Origin of the sequence: Actinomadura sp. 9N407 (assembly GCF_044326315.1) — a bacterium.
In the GTDB taxonomy this organism is placed as follows: Bacteria; Actinomycetota; Actinomycetes; order Streptosporangiales; family Streptosporangiaceae; genus Spirillospora.
Genome location: NZ_JBIRAW010000010.1, coordinates 249181 through 266593, shown reverse-complemented (window position 1 = coordinate 266593; position 17413 = coordinate 249181). Strand labels below are relative to the sequence as shown.

Below are 17413 nucleotides of genomic sequence, written 5' to 3'. Positions count from 1 at the left end.
ATACCATGAAGGTAAGCCTAAGTAGCATCACGATCCTGGGTGCCTCCCCCAGGACGGGTGCTGCTCGTCGAGGAGGTCTTCCTCTGTGACCAAGCAGGTCCAGCAACTCGACCGCGTCATCATCCGTTTCGCCGGTGACTCCGGCGACGGTATGCAGCTGACCGGCGATCGCTTCACCCAGGAGACGGCCGCGTTCGGCAATGACTTGTCGACGCTGCCGAACTTCCCTGCCGAGATCCGCGCCCCGGCCGGCACCCTCCCCGGCGTGTCCAGCTTCCAGCTGCACTTCGCCGACCACGACATCCTGACGCCAGGAGACGCGCCCAACGTCCTGGTCGCCATGAATCCCGCCGCCCTCAAGGCCAACCTCGGGGATCTTCCCCGCGGGGCGGACCTGATCGTCAACACCGACGAGTTCGGCAAGCGCAACCTGGCCAAGGTCGGGTACGAGACCAACCCGGTCGAGGACGACTCCCTCGCCGAGTATCGCGTGCACGCGCTGCCGCTGACCTCGATGACCGTGACCGCGCTGGCCGACTTCGACCTGTCGAAGAAGGACGCCGAGCGGGCCAAGAACATGTTCGCCCTCGGCCTGCTGTCGTGGCTCTACCACCGTCCCACCGAGGGGACGGTCGGCTTCCTGGAACGCAAGTTCGCCAAGAAGCCGGAGATCATGAAGGCCAACATCGCGGCCTTCCAGGCGGGCTGGAGCTACGGCGAGACGACCGAGGCGTTCACGGTCCAGTACGAGATCAAGCCGGCCGAGCACGCCCCCGGGCTCTACCGCAACATCACCGGGAACGTGGCCCTGTCCTACGGGCTGGTCGCGGCGGGCGAGCAGAGCGGGCTGCCGATCTACCTCGGCTCGTACCCGATCACCCCGGCCTCGGACATCCTGCACGAGCTGTCCAAGCACAAGAAGTTCGGTGTGCGGACGTTCCAGGCCGAGGACGAGATCGCCGCGGTCGGTGCCGCGCTCGGCGCCTCGTTCGGCGGCTCCCTCGGTGTCACCACCACCTCCGGGCCCGGTCTCGCGCTCAAGAGCGAGACGATCGGCCTGGGCGTGGCGACCGAGCTGCCGCTGCTGGTGATCGACGTGCAGCGGGCGGGCCCGTCCACGGGCCTGCCGACCAAGACCGAGCAGGCCGACCTGCTGCAGGCCATGCACGGCCGCAACGGCGAGGCCCCGGTACCGGTGATCGCGCCCCGTTCCCCCTCCGACTGCTTCGACGCGGCACTGGAGGCGGCCCGGATCGCGGTCAAGTACCGGACGCCGGTCATCCTGCTCTCGGACGGCTACCTGGCCAACGGCTCCGAGCCGTGGAAGCTGCCGGACGTGGAGACCCTGCCGACGATCGAGCCGGGCTTCGCCGAGGCGAACCAGGAGGACTTCCAGCCGTTCAAGCGGGACCCCGACACGCTGGCCCGTCCGTGGGCCGTCCCGGGCACCCCGGGGCTGGAGCACCGGATCGGCGGCCTGGAGAAGGCCGACGGCTCCGGCAACATCTCCTACGACCCGGCCAACCACGACCTGATGGTCCGGCTGCGCCAGGCCAAGGTCGACGGCATCGCCAACGACATCGCGCCGCTGGAGGTCGACGACCCCGACGGCGCCCGGGTGCTGGTGCTGGGCTGGGGCGGGACGTTCGGCGCCATCTCCGCCGGTGTACGGCGCGTCCGGCGCGGCGGCAAGCAGGTCGCGCAGGCCCACCTGCGCCACCTCAACCCGTTCCCCGCGAATCTCGAGCAGGTCCTGCGGTCCTACGACAGGGTCGTCGTTCCCGAGATCAACCTCGGCCAGCTCGCGCTGCTCCTGCGCGGCCGGTTCCTCATCGACGTCATCAGCTACAACCAGGTCCGCGGCCTGCCCTTCAAGGCCGCCGAACTGGAGAGCGTCATCCTGGATGTGATCGACAGTGAGTGAGAACGGCGTCAACGGCGTCAACGGCAGCGGGCGGTCCGCCCTCTCCCTGGTGCCCAAGGACGACAAGAAGCAGTCCATGAAGGACTTCAAGACCGACCAGGAGGTGCGCTGGTGCCCGGGGTGCGGGGACTACGCGGTCCTGGCCGCGGTCCAGTCGTTCCTTCCCGAGCTGGGGCTGCGCCGGGAGAACATCACGTTCGTCTCCGGCATCGGCTGCTCGTCGCGGTTCCCGTACTACATGAACACCTACGGGTTCCACTCGATCCACGGCCGCGCGCCGGCGATCGCGACCGGGCTGGCCTCGTCCCGTCCCGACCTGTCGGTGTGGGTGGTGACCGGTGACGGGGACTCGCTGTCGATCGGCGGCAACCACCTGATCCACGCGCTGCGCCGCAACGTCAACCTGAAGATCCTGCTCTTCAATAACCGGATCTACGGGCTGACCAAGGGCCAGTACTCGCCCACGTCGGAGATCGGCAAGATCACCAAGTCCACTCCGATGGGCTCGCTGGACGCGCCGTTCAACCCGATCTCGCTCGCGCTCGGCGCCGAGGGCACGTTCGTGGCCCGGACGATCGACTCCGACCGCAAGCACCTGCAGTCGGTGCTGCGGGAGGCGGCCCAGCACGAGGGCACCGCGCTGGTGGAGATCTACCAGAACTGCAACATCTTCAACGACAACGCGTTCGAGCCGCTGAAGGACCCTTCGGTGCGCGACGACGTCACGGTACGGCTGGAGCACGGGCAGCCGATCGTGTTCGGCGCCGAGGGTGAGAAGGCCCTGCGCCGCGACGCGTCCGGGTCGTTCGAGGTCGTCAACACCGCGGACGTGTCCACGTCCGAGATCGCGGTGCACGACTCGCACAACCCGGACCCGTCCCAGGCGTTCGCGCTGTCGCGGCTCGACTCGCCCGCGTTCGAGCACACCCCGATCGGGATCTTCCGGCAGGTGGAGCGTCCGTCGTACGACAGGCTGATGCGCACCCAGCTGGAGGAGGCCGCCGCGAGCGAGGGCAAGGGCGACCTGGCCGGACTGCTCAGCAGCGGCGACACCTGGCGGATCGACTAAGAAGGAACGTCCCGCGAAGGCCCGGTCCCCTAGGGGCCGGGCCTTCCGGCATGCCCGAAACGGTGTCAACGCTGCGAGGGCCTCGCGCGTCCTGACAGACTGGGAGATCATGCAGCCGGGAGGTGACGATGCGGGTCGTTCCGCGCCGTAACAAGGACCGTACGGGTCCGCAGGACGCCGCGCCCAGGAGTCCGGTCCCCCAGCAGGCGCCTCCCATCACCAAGCCCCTGCCGCAGACCGGGATCGACACGGCCGAACTCGGCCCCGGGCCCAGCGAGGAGACCCTGCGCCGCCGCGCCCGCGCCGCCGAGCGCCGCCGGGCCGCCGCCGACGCCAAGCGCAGCCGTACCGCCCAGCGCCAGAACGCCGCCCGCCAGGACAAGGCGTCCCGCGAGCACCGCTCGTCCCTGCTGGTCATGATCGTCATGCTCGCCCTGCTGATCGCCATCGTCGTCGTCACGGGTGGCCTGTTCGCGGCCTCGATGACCACCCGCCCGGTCACCCTGGCCTCGCCGCTGCACATCTACCCGGTGATCCAGACCGTTCCGGGCCAGTGCCCGGCCGGCACGCAGGGCATCACCGGGCAGTCCGCCGGCGGCCTCGCCTGCTACCAGCTGTCCCAGGGCATCGCGATCCGCAAGGTCGCCGACCTGGGGATCCAGAAGGCCCGCACGCGCGGCGCGTACGACGTCGCCGTGACGCTCCGTACCAACGACCGCCGCGCCTTCGCCGCCCTGACCCGCGCCACCCTGAACCGCGACCTGGCCTTCGTCGTCCGCGACCGGCTCGTCACGGTCCCGCGCGTCGACACCCCGATCCTGGACGGCAAGGTCGTCATCACCGGCCCGCCCAACCGCGCCGAGGCCAACCGCCTGGTCCGCAGCCTCAAAGGCGCCAACCGCTAGCCCACTCACCACCCGCTCGCCCCGCCGCCTACGTTGACTCGTGGCGTGTTCGCCTCTGGCCATGTCGCTCCAGGCGAACACGCCACGAGTCAACACGTGTTTCAAGACCCGGCCCACGGTGCCTGTGCGAGCGCGGCATCGCTTCGCGATCTGGCCGGTGAGGCTCGCCTTCGGCTTTGACCCACCGGCCAGGTAGCGCGCTCGCGCGGTGGCTGAGGCCACGTTGAGACAGACCCCAGCCCGCTCACCGGCGCGCTCGCGTGAGAGGTGACAGGATTGCGCGATGTCGCTCCCAGTGCGCTGGACCCGGTTGCTGATGGTGGTATCGGCAGCCGGCTTCGCAGGCGCGGCCTACGCCATCCGCGCCATGATGGACGGGCCCATCGAGCAGTACTCGGGCGCCGCCCTGTCCGGGGCCATCGTCTACACGATAGTGATCTTCATACGGCCGCGGATCTCCCCACTGCCCGCAGGCGGTGCCGTCATCGCCTACTGCTGGTTCATCGAGTTCTCACAGCTCACCCCCATACCCGGCGCACTCTCCCAACGCAGCTGGCTCGCGCGCCAGCTGCTGGGCGCCCAGTTCGACCTCACCGATGTCGTCTGGTACCCCGTCGGCGTCATCGCGTTGGCCGCCGCGCATTGGTTCCTCCGCGCCCGCACACGTTCGCGCACAGAGCCGGCGCCCGCCCTCGCGTCATGATCTTGGACGGCCGTGGAGGCCTCGCCGGAACGCGGGACGAAGAGATCGTCGGTTCGAGGCCCACCGACCAGAGGCAATGCATGGCGAGGGCTGGGTCGTGGCTACCTCAGCAGATTCTTGATGATCTCGTCCACTCTCCGGCCTGCCCTGCGGTACCCGTACCAGGGGATGTGCAGCGCTGCCACCTGTGTGGCGGCCTCACTCAGCCAGTCGGGGTCGCCCAGCCGGTACGCGGCCTTTGCCTCGACCGTCTTTCGGAACAGCTCGTCCACCAGGGCCACGTGAGGATTGGTGTAGGTGCGCTCGTGGTGGGTGTAGGGCGCCGTCCAGTCCTCGTACGGATGGCGCAGGAACGCCTCCACTGCGCAGCCGTCGGGGCCCATGGTCAGTCCTTCACCGGAGAGCACGCCCAGACCGCGCGTGGTCATCCAGGCCCGCGTGGTGGCGACCACTCCCAGATCCACGAACCTGGCCCATGGGACGACGGTTTCGGGGCCTTCCGTTCCGGGCTTGTGGTGCTCCATGCCTTCGGCGGTCAGGGCGAGGTACGAGCCGTTCCCCCCGCTCGGATCCCCGATGACCCATCGGCCATCGACCCGTTCCAACGGCCCCAAGAATTCCGTCACATGCACCACCGGCAATGTGGGCTCTATCGGATCCCGCACTTTACGTTACGGCGCATGATCCGTCATGGCGGTGGCCGACCCCGCTTCATGACAGGCCACTAGCCTCATCGAGATGAAGATCCACTCGGAAGGACCGTTGACGGACCGGGTCGCGGTGGTCACGGGAGTCAGCCGGCGGGCCGGGATCGGGTTCGCCCTCGCCCGTGATCTGCTCGCGGCCGGAGCCCGGGTGCTGGTGCAGTCGTGGACGCCGCACGATGCGGAGCAGCCTTGGGGCGCCGACGAGATCGAGGACGTGATCGAGGCTCTGGGCGGCAGGAGCCCGCAACTGGACCACCTCGCCGCCGATTTCGCCGATCCGGATGCCCCGCGCCAGGTCGTGGAACGGGCCATGACCACGTTCGGCGCCGTGGACGTCCTGGTCGCCAACCACGCCCGCAGCGCGCTCGGCCGGCTCGACGAGGTGACGGCCGCCGATCTGGATCTGTGCTGGGCGGTGAACGCCCGCGCGTCCGTCCTGCTGGCTCAGGCGTACGCCGCCGCCCACGATGACCGGCGGCCCGGCGGACGGATCGTGCTGTTCACGTCCGGACAGCACCTGGCGCCGATGAGCCGCGAACTGCCGTACGCGATCAGCAAGGGCGCGATCCACCAGATGACGCTGAGCCTGGCCGACGCGCTGGCGGATCGCGGCATCACGGTCAACGCGGTCAATCCCGGGCCGGTCGACACCGGCTGGGCCGACGAGGAACTGACCGCGAGCGTCGGCCGAGCGCTGCCCGCCGGCCGCTGGGGAACGCCGGACGACGTCGCCCGCCTCATCCGCTGGCTGGCCTCGGACGACAGCGCGTGGATCACCGGCCAGGTGCTCAACTCCGAAGGCGGCTTCCGCCGCTGGGTGATGTAACAGAGGTCATGGGTCTCCCTCGATGACCTGGCGCTCGTACTGCTCCCACAGCTCAAGCGAGTCCATCAGCACCTCTTCGATGTTGTCGGCGGCCTGCCGGTACGCCTGCGCCCGCCCGGCGCACACCGCCGCATCCTGTGTACGGCCGTGACCCGACCACATCCGTTCCCGTTCGGCGTCGATCTCCGCCAGCGTCCGCCACGTCCGCGCCTCTTCGGCGAACACCTCGAAGACCCGCTTCGCCTCCGGCGGTATCCCCGCCACGAACAGGACCACCAGCTCCGGGTACGCGGCGTACTCGCACGGCCGTCGTTCCAGCTGAGCCATCGCCGCACCGGGTCGCACCCGTGCCGCTGCCCACTGCCGCACCACCGTCGAAGCCTTCCCGATCTCCCGCACCACGGTTGCCCCGTAACTCATCCGGTCACCTCGAACCAGACCGTGAACCGTCCCCGCGCGCCAGGGAGTGTGCCCCAGCAGTCGGCCAGTCCGTTCACCACCATCAGGCCGCGTCCGGACTCACCCCAGCCCGACCCCTGCGGCGGAATCACCGGGCATCCGTTCGAGCCGCCGTCGTCCTGGATCTCCACCCGGATCCGCTCCTTGGCGACCAGGATCGTCACCCACACGCCCCGGCCCGCGTCACCACTCGCGCTGTGCCGAACGGCGTTGGTCGTGATCTCGCAGACCATCAGGTCGATGTCGTCCAGGTCGAAGTCGTGCGCCCGGTCTTCCAGCGCCGCCACCAGCGTGCGCCGCACGTACGCCCGGACGCCGCGTACGGCCAGATCCCCGCCCGAGCTCAGCCGCTCGGTATGCACCTGCTCCCACACGATCACCGCTCGACCTCCGCCAGTACGGAGGCCGCCCGCCGCAGCTCGGCCAGGCCCGCGTCCGCCGAGTACCGCTGCGAGGCACCCCATATGTACGCCCAGCCCCCGGCGTCATGCACCGCCAGGACGCCGACCGGCCCACGGCTGGAGCAGAGGGTCAGAACCACCTGACCGTTGCCCTCTACCAGCACACGCGAGGCCCGGCCCAGCTCCACCAAGGCCAGCGCCAGGTCGGTCAGCAGGCGCATCCGCCGCACGGTCGCGTCCCAGTCCAGCCGCCACCGGCCAGCATCTGAGGAGAGTGAGGGATTCGATACATTGCCCACAGGTCCGACTCCTTCCAGTCGGGCTGAGGCCCCGGGACGGTGGTGATGACACCGTCCCGGGGCCGTTCGTTCTCCTGCGCCACCCGTTGCCCGAGTGGCACGCTGTGTGAGCAAGCATGCACGCTTTGCGGTGCGTGTGCAATATGCTCAGTGAGAACAAATTGCTTTTTGAAAGAGGCGACCATGGCAGGATCTCCGACCATGCGGCGGCGGCGCCTGGCTTCAGAACTGCGACGGATGCGGACCGACGCACGACTGTCGATCACGGAGGTCGCAGCGCGACTGGGCTGGCAGGGCTCGAAGCTGTCCCGGATCGAGAACCGGCAGATCGGGATCAGTACGACCGATGTACGCAAACTTCTCGATCTCTACGGCGTAGACGATGCCAAGCAGGCTGAACGCCTCCTGGACATCGCACGCAAGGCGAGGGAACGGGGATGGTGGGAGTCGTACGGCGCCACCCTGCCCACCGAGACGCGGACCATGATCGGCATCGAAACCGAAGCCTCGTTGATTCGGACTTACGAGCAGGCACTCATACCTGGCCTGCTCCAGACGCCGGATTACGCCCGCGCGGTGATCCGTGCCGCACGCCCCACCGACTCACAAGAAGTCATCAACCAGCGCGTGGAAGTACGGTTGGCCCGTCAGGCGCTCCTCAATGAGAAGGATCCCCCGCAACTCTGGGTGGTGATCAACGAAGGGGCAGCGCGACAGATGGTCGGAAGTCCAGCGATCATGACCGCTCAATTGCGACACCTGATCAAAGACCGGGGCAAGCTCAACGTTGTCGTCCAGGTCCTCCCCTTTACAGCCGGGGAGCACCCGGCCATGGTCGGTTCGTTCTCGCTCTACAACTTCCCCACACAAGACGAGACAGAGGCTGTCTACATCGAGACGATGAACAGCGCACTGATCTTGGAGAAACCACTCGACCTGAAGACCTACGGCGATGCGTTCGACCACATCCGCGCGGCGGCGCTCTCCCCGCGAGATTCCCGGGACCTCCTTGGCGCGCTTGCTGCAGATACGATCTGACCGCAGGAAGGAGCGCATATGCGAGCAAACCTGACCACGGTCCGTTGGCGGACGAGTAGCTACAGCGGAGGAACCGGAAACTGTGTGGAAGTTGGCACCTACAGCACCCTCCGTGACAGTCGCGTGACTGCCGTCAGAGACTCCAAGGACCCCGAGGGATCCGCGCTGTCCCTCGACCCGGACGCGTGGACGGCTTTCGCCCAGATGGTCAAGGCGGGTGCGTACGACCTCTAGCCTCAGCCTCAGCATGGCATCGTCTCAGCAAGGCCCTGACCTGACGACTGAGAGGAAGCGCGACATGTCCTCGCCGAGTCTTTCCAGCACGACATGGCGCAAGAGCAGCCACAGCAACGGTGCAGGCGGCGCCTGCGTCGAGGTCGCCGCCCTCTCGACGAGCATCGGTGTACGAGACAGCAAGGCTCCCGACGCTGGCCACCTCAAGTTCGGCCCGCAGGCTTGGGCCACGTTCATCACCCAAGTCCGGAACGGCCGGCACGGCTAACGCCCCGCACGTCGCTGCCAGCAGGGCAGTTCGAGATCGAAGTCAGTCCGCGCACAGTCGATATCGGAGCGCGGCCTCTGTGATGACGCTATGGAACCGCTTGGCGGGTTCAACCGGCTCGACCGCGACTTCCGCGAACGACGGTTCACCGAGGGCTCGCCCGCACTCGCTGATCATGTGAGACTGTCCGCCTACGTCCCCCCGGCGTCAAGGACGGTGACCGGATTGGCCGAGGATCTGGATGTCCTGATCGGCAACCTGGCGATCTGGAGCACCCCCGCTTACGGGGGCGACAGCCTGCGCGAGAAGGCCATCGCCGCGCTGGAGGAGCGGAGGCCCGAAGCCGTTCCGGCGCTCGTCCAGCGGCTGGAAGACCTCCTGGACGCCTCCGCCCGGCACCGCGAACGGCTCACCTGGCTCCTTCGGGCGTGGGACGCCTGGTACTCCGAGGGCCGCATGCTCCGCGCCGAGCACGGCGGCAGGGCCGACACCGAGCCCTACCGCACAGTCCGTACCGAGACCCTTCCCCCCGCGTCCATACGGGACGAGTACCGGGCCCCCGTCCAGCTCAAACAGGGCGTCGTCGAGGCGCTTCACCGGCTCGGCGACCCACGGGCCGCTCCGGTGCTCGTGTCCGCGCTGGCCGACCGCGACTGCGTCCAGAAGGCCGCGCGGGCACTGCGGGACGTCCGTACCGGCGAGGCCGTGCCCGCGCTGCTGGACGCGGCCGCCCGCGTCCAGCCTCACGACCGTGCCTTCGATGACATCCTCGGCACGCTCCGCGACTACGGCCTGACCCCGGACCCGGCACGGGAGCGGTTCGAGGCCACGACCTCGCCGAAGGGACGGGTGACCCTGTGGCACCTGCTCGTCGAACTGGACGAGGCCGGCGACCAGGCGCCTCCCAAGTCCGCGATCCGGGACTCGCTGATCTTCCTGGCGGCGGACGTCAGGGACGGCAGGGGCAGCCGCGAGGCCGTCGACGCCGTCTACGCCATGGACGGCAGGCCCGCACCGCGACTCCAGGACACCGACATGGGCGCCCTCCCCCCGGCCGACATCGTCCACGCGGCGATCGCCCTGGCCGCCCGCGGCCTGCCCCCAGGCCATGACGATGAGCTCCTCGGCAGCCTCCGGCGCATGTCGCACCTGCCCGAGGTCATGCAGGTGGCCCAGAGCATCATCACCGAGCGGACCGCCGAGCCGGACGTCCCGTTGCTCCACCTCGCCCTGGAGTTCGTCCTGGGGGCGCCCCCCTGGAAACTGGAGGACCGCATGGAGCTGGTCCGGGCCCTGCACGGTCTGATCTCGCACGCCGACTCCCGGATCAGCGCCCGTGCCCGCGCCGCCCTGCTGCGCGACGACCTGCTCTTCACGCAGATGTACGACGACGACGCCGCCGTCCGCCAGGAGGCCACCACCATCTTCGAAGAGCTCGCCACCCCCGAGGACCGCATCAACTGCGCTGGATACGCCAGAGTGCACCGGCCCTCGCTCTGGCGGAGGCTCCTGCGCCGCTGACCCGCGTGCTGCTGGGACTACCTCCCCATCGCCCCCGAGATACTCGGCGAACTCTTCGCCTGAGCGCGCCCAGCGGTGTCGGCGCACCGGCGAACGCCTGGCCGGAGCACGGCGCCGCATGGTCTGACCGGAGGGTCAGGGTTCGGGGAGGGTTTCGCCTTGGGCGGCCTGGATCTCCAGTTCGACTTTGAGGCTCTCGCCTACGGCGTTGACTCCAGCCTCCAGGATCTGGCTGTAGCGGATGCCGAAGTCGCGGCGGTTCAGTTCGGTGGTGGCGCGGAAGGCGGCGCGGGTGCCGCCCCACGGGTCGGGGCCCGTACCGAGGTAGACCAGGTCGAGGGCGACCGGGCAGGTGTGGCCGTTGAGGGTCAGCCGGCCCTGGACGGTCCAGCGGTCGGGGCCGGTCTCGGTGAGGCCCTCGCCCTCGTACGTGATCACCGGATGGGCGTCGGCGTTCAGGAAGTCGGGCGAGCGCAGGTGGTCGTCGCGCAGCTTGTTGCCGGTGTCGATGGACGTGGCGTCGATGCGGGCCGTCACCCGGGACCGCTCGATCCGGTCGGCGATCTCGATCCGGCCCTCGAACGCGCCGAACCGGCCGCGCACGCTGGACAGGCCGAGGTGCTGGGCGACGGCGCCGACGCTGGAGTGCACCGGGTCGATCGTCCACGGGCCGGGCGGGGGCAGGTCGGCGCCTCCCGCGCGGGACAGCACCAGCGTTCCGAGGTCGGCGGTGCCGCGGCTGGACACGATCAGGGTGGACGCGGCGGGCTCGTAGCCCATCGCGGTCACGATCACCGTGTAGGTGCCGCCGGGGAGCGGGTCCATCGCCACCCGGCCGTCCTCGCCCGCCTGGACGCGGGTGGCCTGCCGGCCCATCAGGTCGGTCACCGTGACGATGGCGTTGCGTACCGCCCAGCCGTCCTTGGTACGTATCGCGCCGCGCGGCCCGCGAGCGTCGTCCATGCTCTTTCTCTCCTCGTCCGGGATGCTCTCCTCGCCCGGGATGCTCACTCGTCCGGGTGACCGAGCTTCATGTCGTGCTCGTCGCGGCCGTTGCCCGACAGGGACAGGGCGGTGGCGACCGGCGGGTAGCCGGAGGCGATCACGGTGTACTGCCCGCCGATCAGGTCGGCGAAGGCGTACTCCCCGTCCGGTCCGGTGATGACCATCGCGACGACGTTGCCGGCCGCGTCGACCAGGGTGACCCGGGCGTCGCCGATCGGCTCGCCCGCGTCGTTGCGGATCGTGCCCCGCACCTGCGCGCCGGGCGGCAGGTCGATGTCCAGGTTGGCCCGGCCGTTGCCGGCGATCTCGGCCTGGACGGCGATCGGACGGTGCGCGGCCGCGCTGACCGCGAGGGTGTACGAGCCGGCGGTGATCTCCTTGAACAGGAAGGTGCCGTCGTTGCCGGTACGGCCCGTACCGACGACCTCGCCCCGGACGTCGGTCACCACGACCATCGCGCCCTCGATCGGGACACCGCTCGCGCCGCGTACCGTACCGGCGAGGCCCCCGCTGGCGGCCAGCCGCAGGTCGAAGTCGACCGGCTTGTCGCCGACCACCAGCGTGGCGGCCTGCGGCTCGTGCTCACCGGTGGCCGCGATCAGCACGTACGTGCCGGGGCCGGGGGTGGGCAGCGAGTAGCCGCCGTCCGGCCCGGTGAACGCGCGGCCGAGCTGCTGACCGCCCGCGTCGATCAGTGTCAGGGCGACCGATGGCACCGGGGTGCCGTCGCCGTCGCGGACGGTGCCGTGGATCGGGATCCCGCCACCCGGGGGTGGGTCGTGGGCGACGATGGGCGGCATCGCCGTTTCGGCCCGTACGAGCGGCTGGGTGCCGTTGAGCGAGGGGCCGCTGCCGTTCATCGGGGTGGCTCCGACGCCGACCAGCTCCTGGCGGCCACGGGCGTGGCGGCCGGACTGTGCGGCGGCGGTCTTGGCGAGCGGGACGGGGGCCGGCGCGATGGTCTCCGGCTTCGCGGCGCCGTGGTCCGAGCCGCCGCGCAGCGGCAGTTCCTTCAGGACGAGCACCGCGATCAGGCCGAGCACCGCGATCGGGATGCCGACCAGGAAGACCATCTCCAGCGCCTTGGTCCACGACTCCAGCATGATGCTCTGGAACGGCTGCGGCATCTGGTGGATCTGGTCGGGCGAGCCCATCTCGCCGGCCGCTCCGGGCGGGGGCGTGACGTGCGCGGCGGCCAGCGCCTCGCGCAGCTCGGTGGCCAGCCGGCTGGTCATGATCGCGCCGAACGCGGCCACGCCCATCGCGCCGCCGAGGTTGCGGAAGAACGAGACGCCCGAGGTGGTGGCGGCCAGGTCCTTGTTGGAGGCGGCGTTCTGCGCGGCCAGGATCAGGATCTGCAGGGTGAGCCCCATGCCGATGCCGAGCACGGCCACGTCCAGCCCGATCACCAGCTTGGTGGACTCGGTGTCCAGCCGCGACAGCAGGAACAGCGACACGGCCACGCAGGCCAGCCCGATCACCGGGAAGATCTTCCAGCGGCCGGTCCGGGTCACGATCTGGCCGGACACGGTGGAGGTGACGAACATCCCGAGCACCATCGGCACCGTCATCAGCCCGGAGGCGGTGGGGCTCATGCCGTGCACGATCTGCAGGAACTGCGGCAGGTAGATCATGGCGCCGAACATCGCGATGCCGACGCACAGCGAGGCGATGGCGGTCAGCACGAAGGTCCGGTTGCGGAACAGCCGGGGCGGCAGGATCGGGTCGGTGGCGCGGCGCTCGGCCACGATCGCCAGCAGGATGAGGACGACGACGCCCGCGCCCATCGCGTAGGTCCACACCGAGTTCCAGGCGAACTCCTTGCCGCCCAGCGAGAGCAGCAGCATCAGCACGGTCGCGCTGCCGGTGATGGTGAACGCGCCGAACAGGTCGAGGCTGGTGTCGCGCTTGATCCTCGGCAGCTTGAGGACCTTCTGGATGACCACGAAGGCGACCACGGCGAGCGGGACGCACACGTAGAAGCACCAGCGCCAGCCGAGGCCGTCGGCGTCCACGATGAAGCCGCCGAGCAGCGGCCCGGCGACGGTCGAGACGCCGAAGACGGCGCCCATGAAGCCGGCGTAGCGGCCGCGCTGCCGCGGCTCCACCACGTCCCCGATGATGACCTGCGCCAGCGCGGACAGCCCGCCGACGCCCAGGCCCTGGAACGTGCGGGCGGCGATCAGCTGCCCGATGTCCTGGGAGAGTCCGGCGGCGACCGAGGCCAGCACGAAGATGATGAGGGCGCTCTGGAACATCAGCTTGCGCCCGAACAGGTCCGACAGCTTGCCCCACAGCGGGGTCGAGGCGGTCATGGTCAGCAGTGAGGCGCTGGCCACCCAGGCGAGCTGCTCCTGCCCGCCGAGATCCCCCACGATCGTCGGCAGCGCGGTACCGACCACGGACGTCGAGATCATCGACGTCATCATGGCCATCATCAGCCCGGCCAGGATCTTCAGGATCTGCCGGTGCGTGTATATCGGTCGCGCCTGCTCCGGCGCCGGCGTCACCGGCGGTGCCGCCGCGCTCGTCCGAGCCACTCTGCCCCCATGTGCTGTCACGCTGTGCTGCCGTTCACCCTCTGTGGCTGCCGTTCATTATCTGTGTTCTGCATGTATCGTATGTAGTCGCACGTTTACTTGCAACCTGAGGGGATACTGGAACCGTGCTCGATCAGGCGGAGACCGCGGCCGGGCAGGCCCCGGCGCAGGCTCATGGGCAGGTCCCGGACGTACCGGCGGAGGGCCAGGCCAGAGCCAGGCACAAGCGCGACCGGGAGGCGACGAGGCAGCGCCTGCTGGACGCCGCCCGTGACCTGTTCGGCGAGCACGGCTACGACGGTGTCACCGTACGGATGATCGCGGCCGCCGCGGACGCCAACGTCGCGCTGGTGCACCGCTACTTCGGCTCCAAGGCTGCGCTGTTCGCCACGGTCCTGGAGGGCGAGTACGTCATCCAGCGGGTGATCGCCGGCGAGGACGACCCCGATCCCCTGCCGCTGCGCCTGGCCAGGCACTTCGTCCGGCAGGCCCATCGCGGCCCGGCCAGCCCGGTGCCCCGGATGCTCGACCGTTCGGTGGGCAATCCCGAGGTACGGGACATCCTGCAGGACCAGATGGAACGGCTGGTGATCGGGCCGCTGATCGACCAGCTGGACGGTCCCGACGCCCGGACCCGGGCCACCCTGGCCACGACGATCATCATGGGCGGCGGCCCGATCCGCCGGGTCGTCGGACTCGATCCGCTGCGGGCCACCGACCCCGACGAGCTGACCGAACGGGTCGCCGCGATGTTCGACGCCGCGCTCACCCCGTACCGCTGAGCCCGCGCCCCGCCGCCCCAGCCGGTTGCCCGAGCCGGTTGCCCGCCGAGCCCTCTACGCCTTGAGAGGTAACTCACGGCACGCGCGTACGGCAGCGGGCGCAGGGAAGATCACCTCAGCGGCGGAGAGGCCCGCATCCCCTGGCACATAGGCTGCTGCAATGAGGCTGGGGGGAGCGCGACGGCTCCGGGAGCGATGGGACACGGCCCGTACGGCCACACGCTGGACGGCGCTGGCGGGTACGGCGATCGTCCTCGCGGGCGGCGGAGTGCTGTGGGGTGTCGCGGCGGAGGGTGCGGAGCCCGTACGGGCCCAGGTTCAGCGCATCGACGTCGTGGACGGGCCCAAGAACGACCAGAAGGTGAGTCTCGACACCACCTTCTACCGCGCGGTCGGCGAGAAGAAGGCACCGGTCGTCCTGCTCGGGCACGGATTCGGCGGTTCCAAGGACGACGTCCGGCAGGAGGCCGAGGAGCTCGCACGCGACGGGTACGGCGTGCTGGCCTGGTCGGCGCGCGGCTTCGGCAAGTCCACCGGGGAGATCGCGCTCAACTCGCCGGACTACGAGGTCAAGGACGTCAAGCAGCTCATCGACTGGCTCGCCGAGCGGCCGGACGTCCAGCTCGACGGTCCCGGAGACCCCAAGGTCGGCATGGCCGGCGAGTCGTACGGCGGCGCCATCGCGCTGATGACCGCCGGGCACGACCCGCGGGTCGACGCGATCGCCCCGCAGATCACCTGGCACAGCCTGCCCGACGCGCTCTTCCCCAACGGCGTGTCTCCAAGCACGGGGGGTGAGGGCGCCGACGCGGGCGTCTTCAAGAAGCTGTGGGCCGGGATCTTCTTCACCAGCGGCGCGGGCGAGAGCGACTCCGCGTGCGGGCGCTTCCTGCCGTCCCTCTGCGCGATGTACCAGGAGATCGCCGAGACCGGGCGGCCGACCGACGAGGCGATCGAGACGCTGCGCCGGTCCAGTCCCGAGCTGGTCGCCGGCCGGATCAAGGCGCCGGCCCTGATCGTCCAGGGCCAGGCCGACTCCCTCTTCCCGCTCGACCAGGCCGACGCCAACGCGCGCGCCATCGCCCGCAACGGCACCCCCGTCTCGGTGGTGTGGTTCCAGGGCGGCCACGACGGCGGCGACCCGGAGACCGAACGGGTCCGCGGCCTGGTGCGCGGCTGGTTCGACCAGCGGCTGCGCGGCCGTACGCCGGACTCGCCGGAGGAACGGCCCGCCGCGTTCACCGTCACCCGCGCCGGCGGCATCGACTCCTCCACGCAGGAGGTCATCGTCGAGCCCGCCAAGGCGGACACGTACCCGGGCCTGAACGGCGCTCCCAAGACGCTGCCGCTGACCGGCCGCGAGCAGACCGTCCACAACCCGGCGGGCGGGACCCCCGCGTCCATCTCGGCCCTGCCCGGCCTCGGCGCCCTCGGCAACCTCGGTGACCTGGGCGCGGCGGGCGCGGCCGAGGGGCAGATGGCGATCGACATGCCCGGCCAGTCCGCCACGTTCGACACCGCCCCGGTACGCGAGGAGCTCCGGGTGACCGGTGCCGCGACCGTACGGATCAAGGTGACGGGCAAGGGCGACGTCCCCCTCTTCGCCAAGCTGTACGACGTCGGGCCGTCCAGCAAGCAGGGCTCGCCCGCGCGGCGGATCGCGGCCCCGCTGCAAGTCATGAACGCCGACGACGGCCGCGAGGTCACGGTCACGCTGCCCGCCATGGACTACCGGTTCGACCGCGGGCACCGGCTGCGCGTCGTCCTGTCCACCACGGACATGGGCTTCTCGACGCCCGCCGCGCCCGCCACGTACAAGATCGCGGCGGTGTCCGGGCTGACCGTACCGACCGTGCCCGCGCTGACCGCCTCCCCCGCCCCGACGCCCAGCTGGGTCTGGGGCCTGCCGGCCGTCGCGCTCGCGATCGCCGCCGGACTACTGATCACGGGCCGGGGCCGCCGGGGCAAGGACACCGCCTCGGCGGAACTGGCCTCCGTACCGCTGGAGATCGACGGGCTGACCAAGGCGTACTCCAACGGCCACCTCGCCGTCGCGGACCTGTCGTTCCGCGTCGAGAAGGGCCAGGTCCTCGGGCTCCTCGGCCCGAACGGCGCGGGCAAGACGACCACGCTGCGGATGCTGATGGGCCTGATCCACCCCGACGCGGGCGAGATCCGGATCTTCGGCCACCGCGTCACGGCCGGCGCACCCGTGCTGTCGCGGCTGGGCTCGTTCGTCGAGGGGCCCGGCTTCCTGCCGCACCTGACCGGCCGCGACAACCTCGACCTCTACTGGCGCGCCACCGGCCGGCCGGCGGACGAGTCGCACCTGGCGGAGGCACTGGAGATCGCCGACCTCGGCTCGGCGCTGGACCGCGCGGTCCGTACGTACAGCCAGGGCATGCGCCAGCGGCTCGCCATCGCCCAGGCCATGCTCGGCCTGCCCGACCTGCTCGTCCTGGACGAGCCCACCAACGGCCTCGACCCGCCGCAGATCCGCGAGATGCGCGACGTCCTGGTGAAGTACGCCGCGGCCGGCCGCACCGTGATCGTCTCCAGCCACCTGCTGGCCGAGGTCGAGCAGACCTGCACGCACGCGGTCGTGATGTCGCGCGGCCGCCGGGTCGCCGCCGGCCCGGTATCGGAGATCGTCGGCTCCAGCCGCCGCCTCGAGGACGCCTTCCTGGAGATCATCGGTACCGGAGGCACCTCATGAGCGAGCGCGGCGACTC

The 17413-nt window shown here is 70.2% G+C and carries 17 protein-coding genes; 11 read left to right on the top strand and 6 right to left on the bottom strand.

Going from position 1 to position 17413, the window contains the following annotated elements; genetic code table 11:
- Positions 1-85 precede the first annotated feature (85 nt).
- The 4 genes from ACH34Q_RS18675 to ACH34Q_RS18660 all read left to right on the top strand — a co-directional run bounded on the left by ACH34Q_RS18675 (position 86) and on the right by ACH34Q_RS18660 (position 4601).
- Positions 86-1924, top strand: coding sequence for a 2-oxoacid:acceptor oxidoreductase subunit alpha (locus ACH34Q_RS18675; protein WP_395984227.1), 1839 nt, complete (start codon positions 86-88; stop codon positions 1922-1924).
- Entirely contained in the window at positions 1917-2993 is a 1077-nt protein-coding gene (locus ACH34Q_RS18670) for a 2-oxoacid:ferredoxin oxidoreductase subunit beta (protein WP_395984226.1), read from the top strand. Before ACH34Q_RS18675 ends, ACH34Q_RS18670 begins: the two co-directional genes overlap by 8 nt.
- A gap of 128 nt (positions 2994-3121) precedes the next feature.
- A complete protein-coding gene (locus ACH34Q_RS18665; RefSeq protein WP_395984225.1) occupies positions 3122-3898 on the top strand; it encodes a SecDF P1 head subdomain-containing protein in 777 nt (258 codons plus the stop codon).
- 283 nt (positions 3899-4181) lie between these two features.
- Positions 4182-4601, top strand: coding sequence for a DUF2809 domain-containing protein (locus ACH34Q_RS18660; protein WP_395984224.1), 420 nt, complete (start codon positions 4182-4184; stop codon positions 4599-4601).
- 101 nt (positions 4602-4702) lie between these two features.
- Here ACH34Q_RS18660 and ACH34Q_RS18655 read toward each other — a convergent pair whose 3' ends face one another.
- The gene (locus ACH34Q_RS18655) at positions 4703-5227 is read right to left on the bottom strand and encodes a hypothetical protein (protein ID WP_395984223.1); all 525 of its coding nucleotides are present in this window, start codon (positions 5225-5227) and stop codon (positions 4703-4705) included.
- 112 nt (positions 5228-5339) lie between these two features.
- Between ACH34Q_RS18655 and ACH34Q_RS18650 the strand changes: the two genes are divergently transcribed.
- Entirely contained in the window at positions 5340-6134 is a 795-nt protein-coding gene (locus ACH34Q_RS18650; protein ID WP_395984222.1) for an SDR family oxidoreductase, read from the top strand.
- A 6-nt stretch (positions 6135-6140) separates the two neighbouring features.
- On the opposite strand, the gene ACH34Q_RS18645 is transcribed toward ACH34Q_RS18650, so the two are convergent.
- From ACH34Q_RS18645 to ACH34Q_RS18635, 3 genes are read right to left on the bottom strand one after another with little or no spacing between them, the layout of a single operon-like run.
- Entirely contained in the window at positions 6141-6554 is a 414-nt protein-coding gene (locus ACH34Q_RS18645; RefSeq protein ID WP_395984221.1) for a hypothetical protein, read from the bottom strand.
- A complete protein-coding gene (locus ACH34Q_RS18640; protein WP_395984220.1) occupies positions 6551-6973 on the bottom strand; it encodes an ATP-binding protein in 423 nt (140 codons plus the stop codon). The genes ACH34Q_RS18645 and ACH34Q_RS18640 overlap by 4 nt, the downstream gene beginning before the upstream one ends.
- Positions 6970-7293 carry a hypothetical protein gene (locus ACH34Q_RS18635; protein WP_395984219.1) on the bottom strand — a complete coding sequence of 108 codons (324 nt, stop codon included), beginning with the start codon at positions 7291-7293 and terminating at the stop codon, positions 6970-6972. Before ACH34Q_RS18635 ends, ACH34Q_RS18640 begins: the two co-directional genes overlap by 4 nt.
- A 183-nt stretch (positions 7294-7476) precedes the next feature.
- On the opposite strand from ACH34Q_RS18635, the gene ACH34Q_RS18630 reads away from it, so the two are divergent.
- From ACH34Q_RS18630 to ACH34Q_RS18615, 4 genes are all read left to right on the top strand, one after another.
- Positions 7477-8331 carry a helix-turn-helix domain-containing protein gene (locus tag ACH34Q_RS18630; protein WP_395984218.1) on the top strand — a complete coding sequence of 285 codons (855 nt, stop codon included), beginning with the start codon at positions 7477-7479 and terminating at the stop codon, positions 8329-8331.
- An 18-nt stretch (positions 8332-8349) separates the two neighbouring features.
- Positions 8350-8565, top strand: coding sequence for a DUF397 domain-containing protein (locus ACH34Q_RS18625; RefSeq protein ID WP_395984217.1), 216 nt, complete (start codon positions 8350-8352; stop codon positions 8563-8565).
- A gap of 64 nt (positions 8566-8629) precedes the next feature.
- Positions 8630-8833: a DUF397 domain-containing protein gene (locus ACH34Q_RS18620; RefSeq protein ID WP_395984216.1), complete on the top strand. Its 204-nt coding sequence runs from the start codon at positions 8630-8632 to the stop codon at positions 8831-8833.
- Between the two features lie 90 nt (positions 8834-8923).
- On the top strand, positions 8924-10354 hold the full coding sequence (locus ACH34Q_RS18615; protein WP_395984215.1) for a hypothetical protein: 1431 nt from the start codon (positions 8924-8926) through the stop codon (positions 10352-10354).
- Between the two features lie 135 nt (positions 10355-10489).
- Here ACH34Q_RS18615 and ACH34Q_RS18610 read toward each other — a convergent pair whose 3' ends face one another.
- Both ACH34Q_RS18610 and ACH34Q_RS18605 read right to left on the bottom strand, forming a co-directional pair.
- Positions 10490-11317, bottom strand: coding sequence for a YceI family protein (locus ACH34Q_RS18610; protein WP_395984214.1), 828 nt, complete (start codon positions 11315-11317; stop codon positions 10490-10492).
- 44 nt (positions 11318-11361) lie between these two features.
- Positions 11362-13899, bottom strand: coding sequence for an MFS transporter (locus tag ACH34Q_RS18605; protein WP_395984213.1), 2538 nt, complete (start codon positions 13897-13899; stop codon positions 11362-11364).
- A gap of 125 nt (positions 13900-14024) precedes the next feature.
- On the opposite strand from ACH34Q_RS18605, the gene ACH34Q_RS18600 reads away from it, so the two are divergent.
- Positions 14025-14681, top strand: a complete 657-nt coding sequence (locus tag ACH34Q_RS18600) for a TetR family transcriptional regulator (protein WP_395984212.1) — start codon at positions 14025-14027, stop codon at positions 14679-14681.
- Between the two features lie 160 nt (positions 14682-14841).
- Positions 14842-17397 carry an alpha/beta fold hydrolase gene (locus ACH34Q_RS18595; protein ID WP_395984211.1) on the top strand — a complete coding sequence of 852 codons (2556 nt, stop codon included), beginning with the start codon at positions 14842-14844 and terminating at the stop codon, positions 17395-17397.
- Positions 17398-17413: the final 16 nt, after the last annotated feature.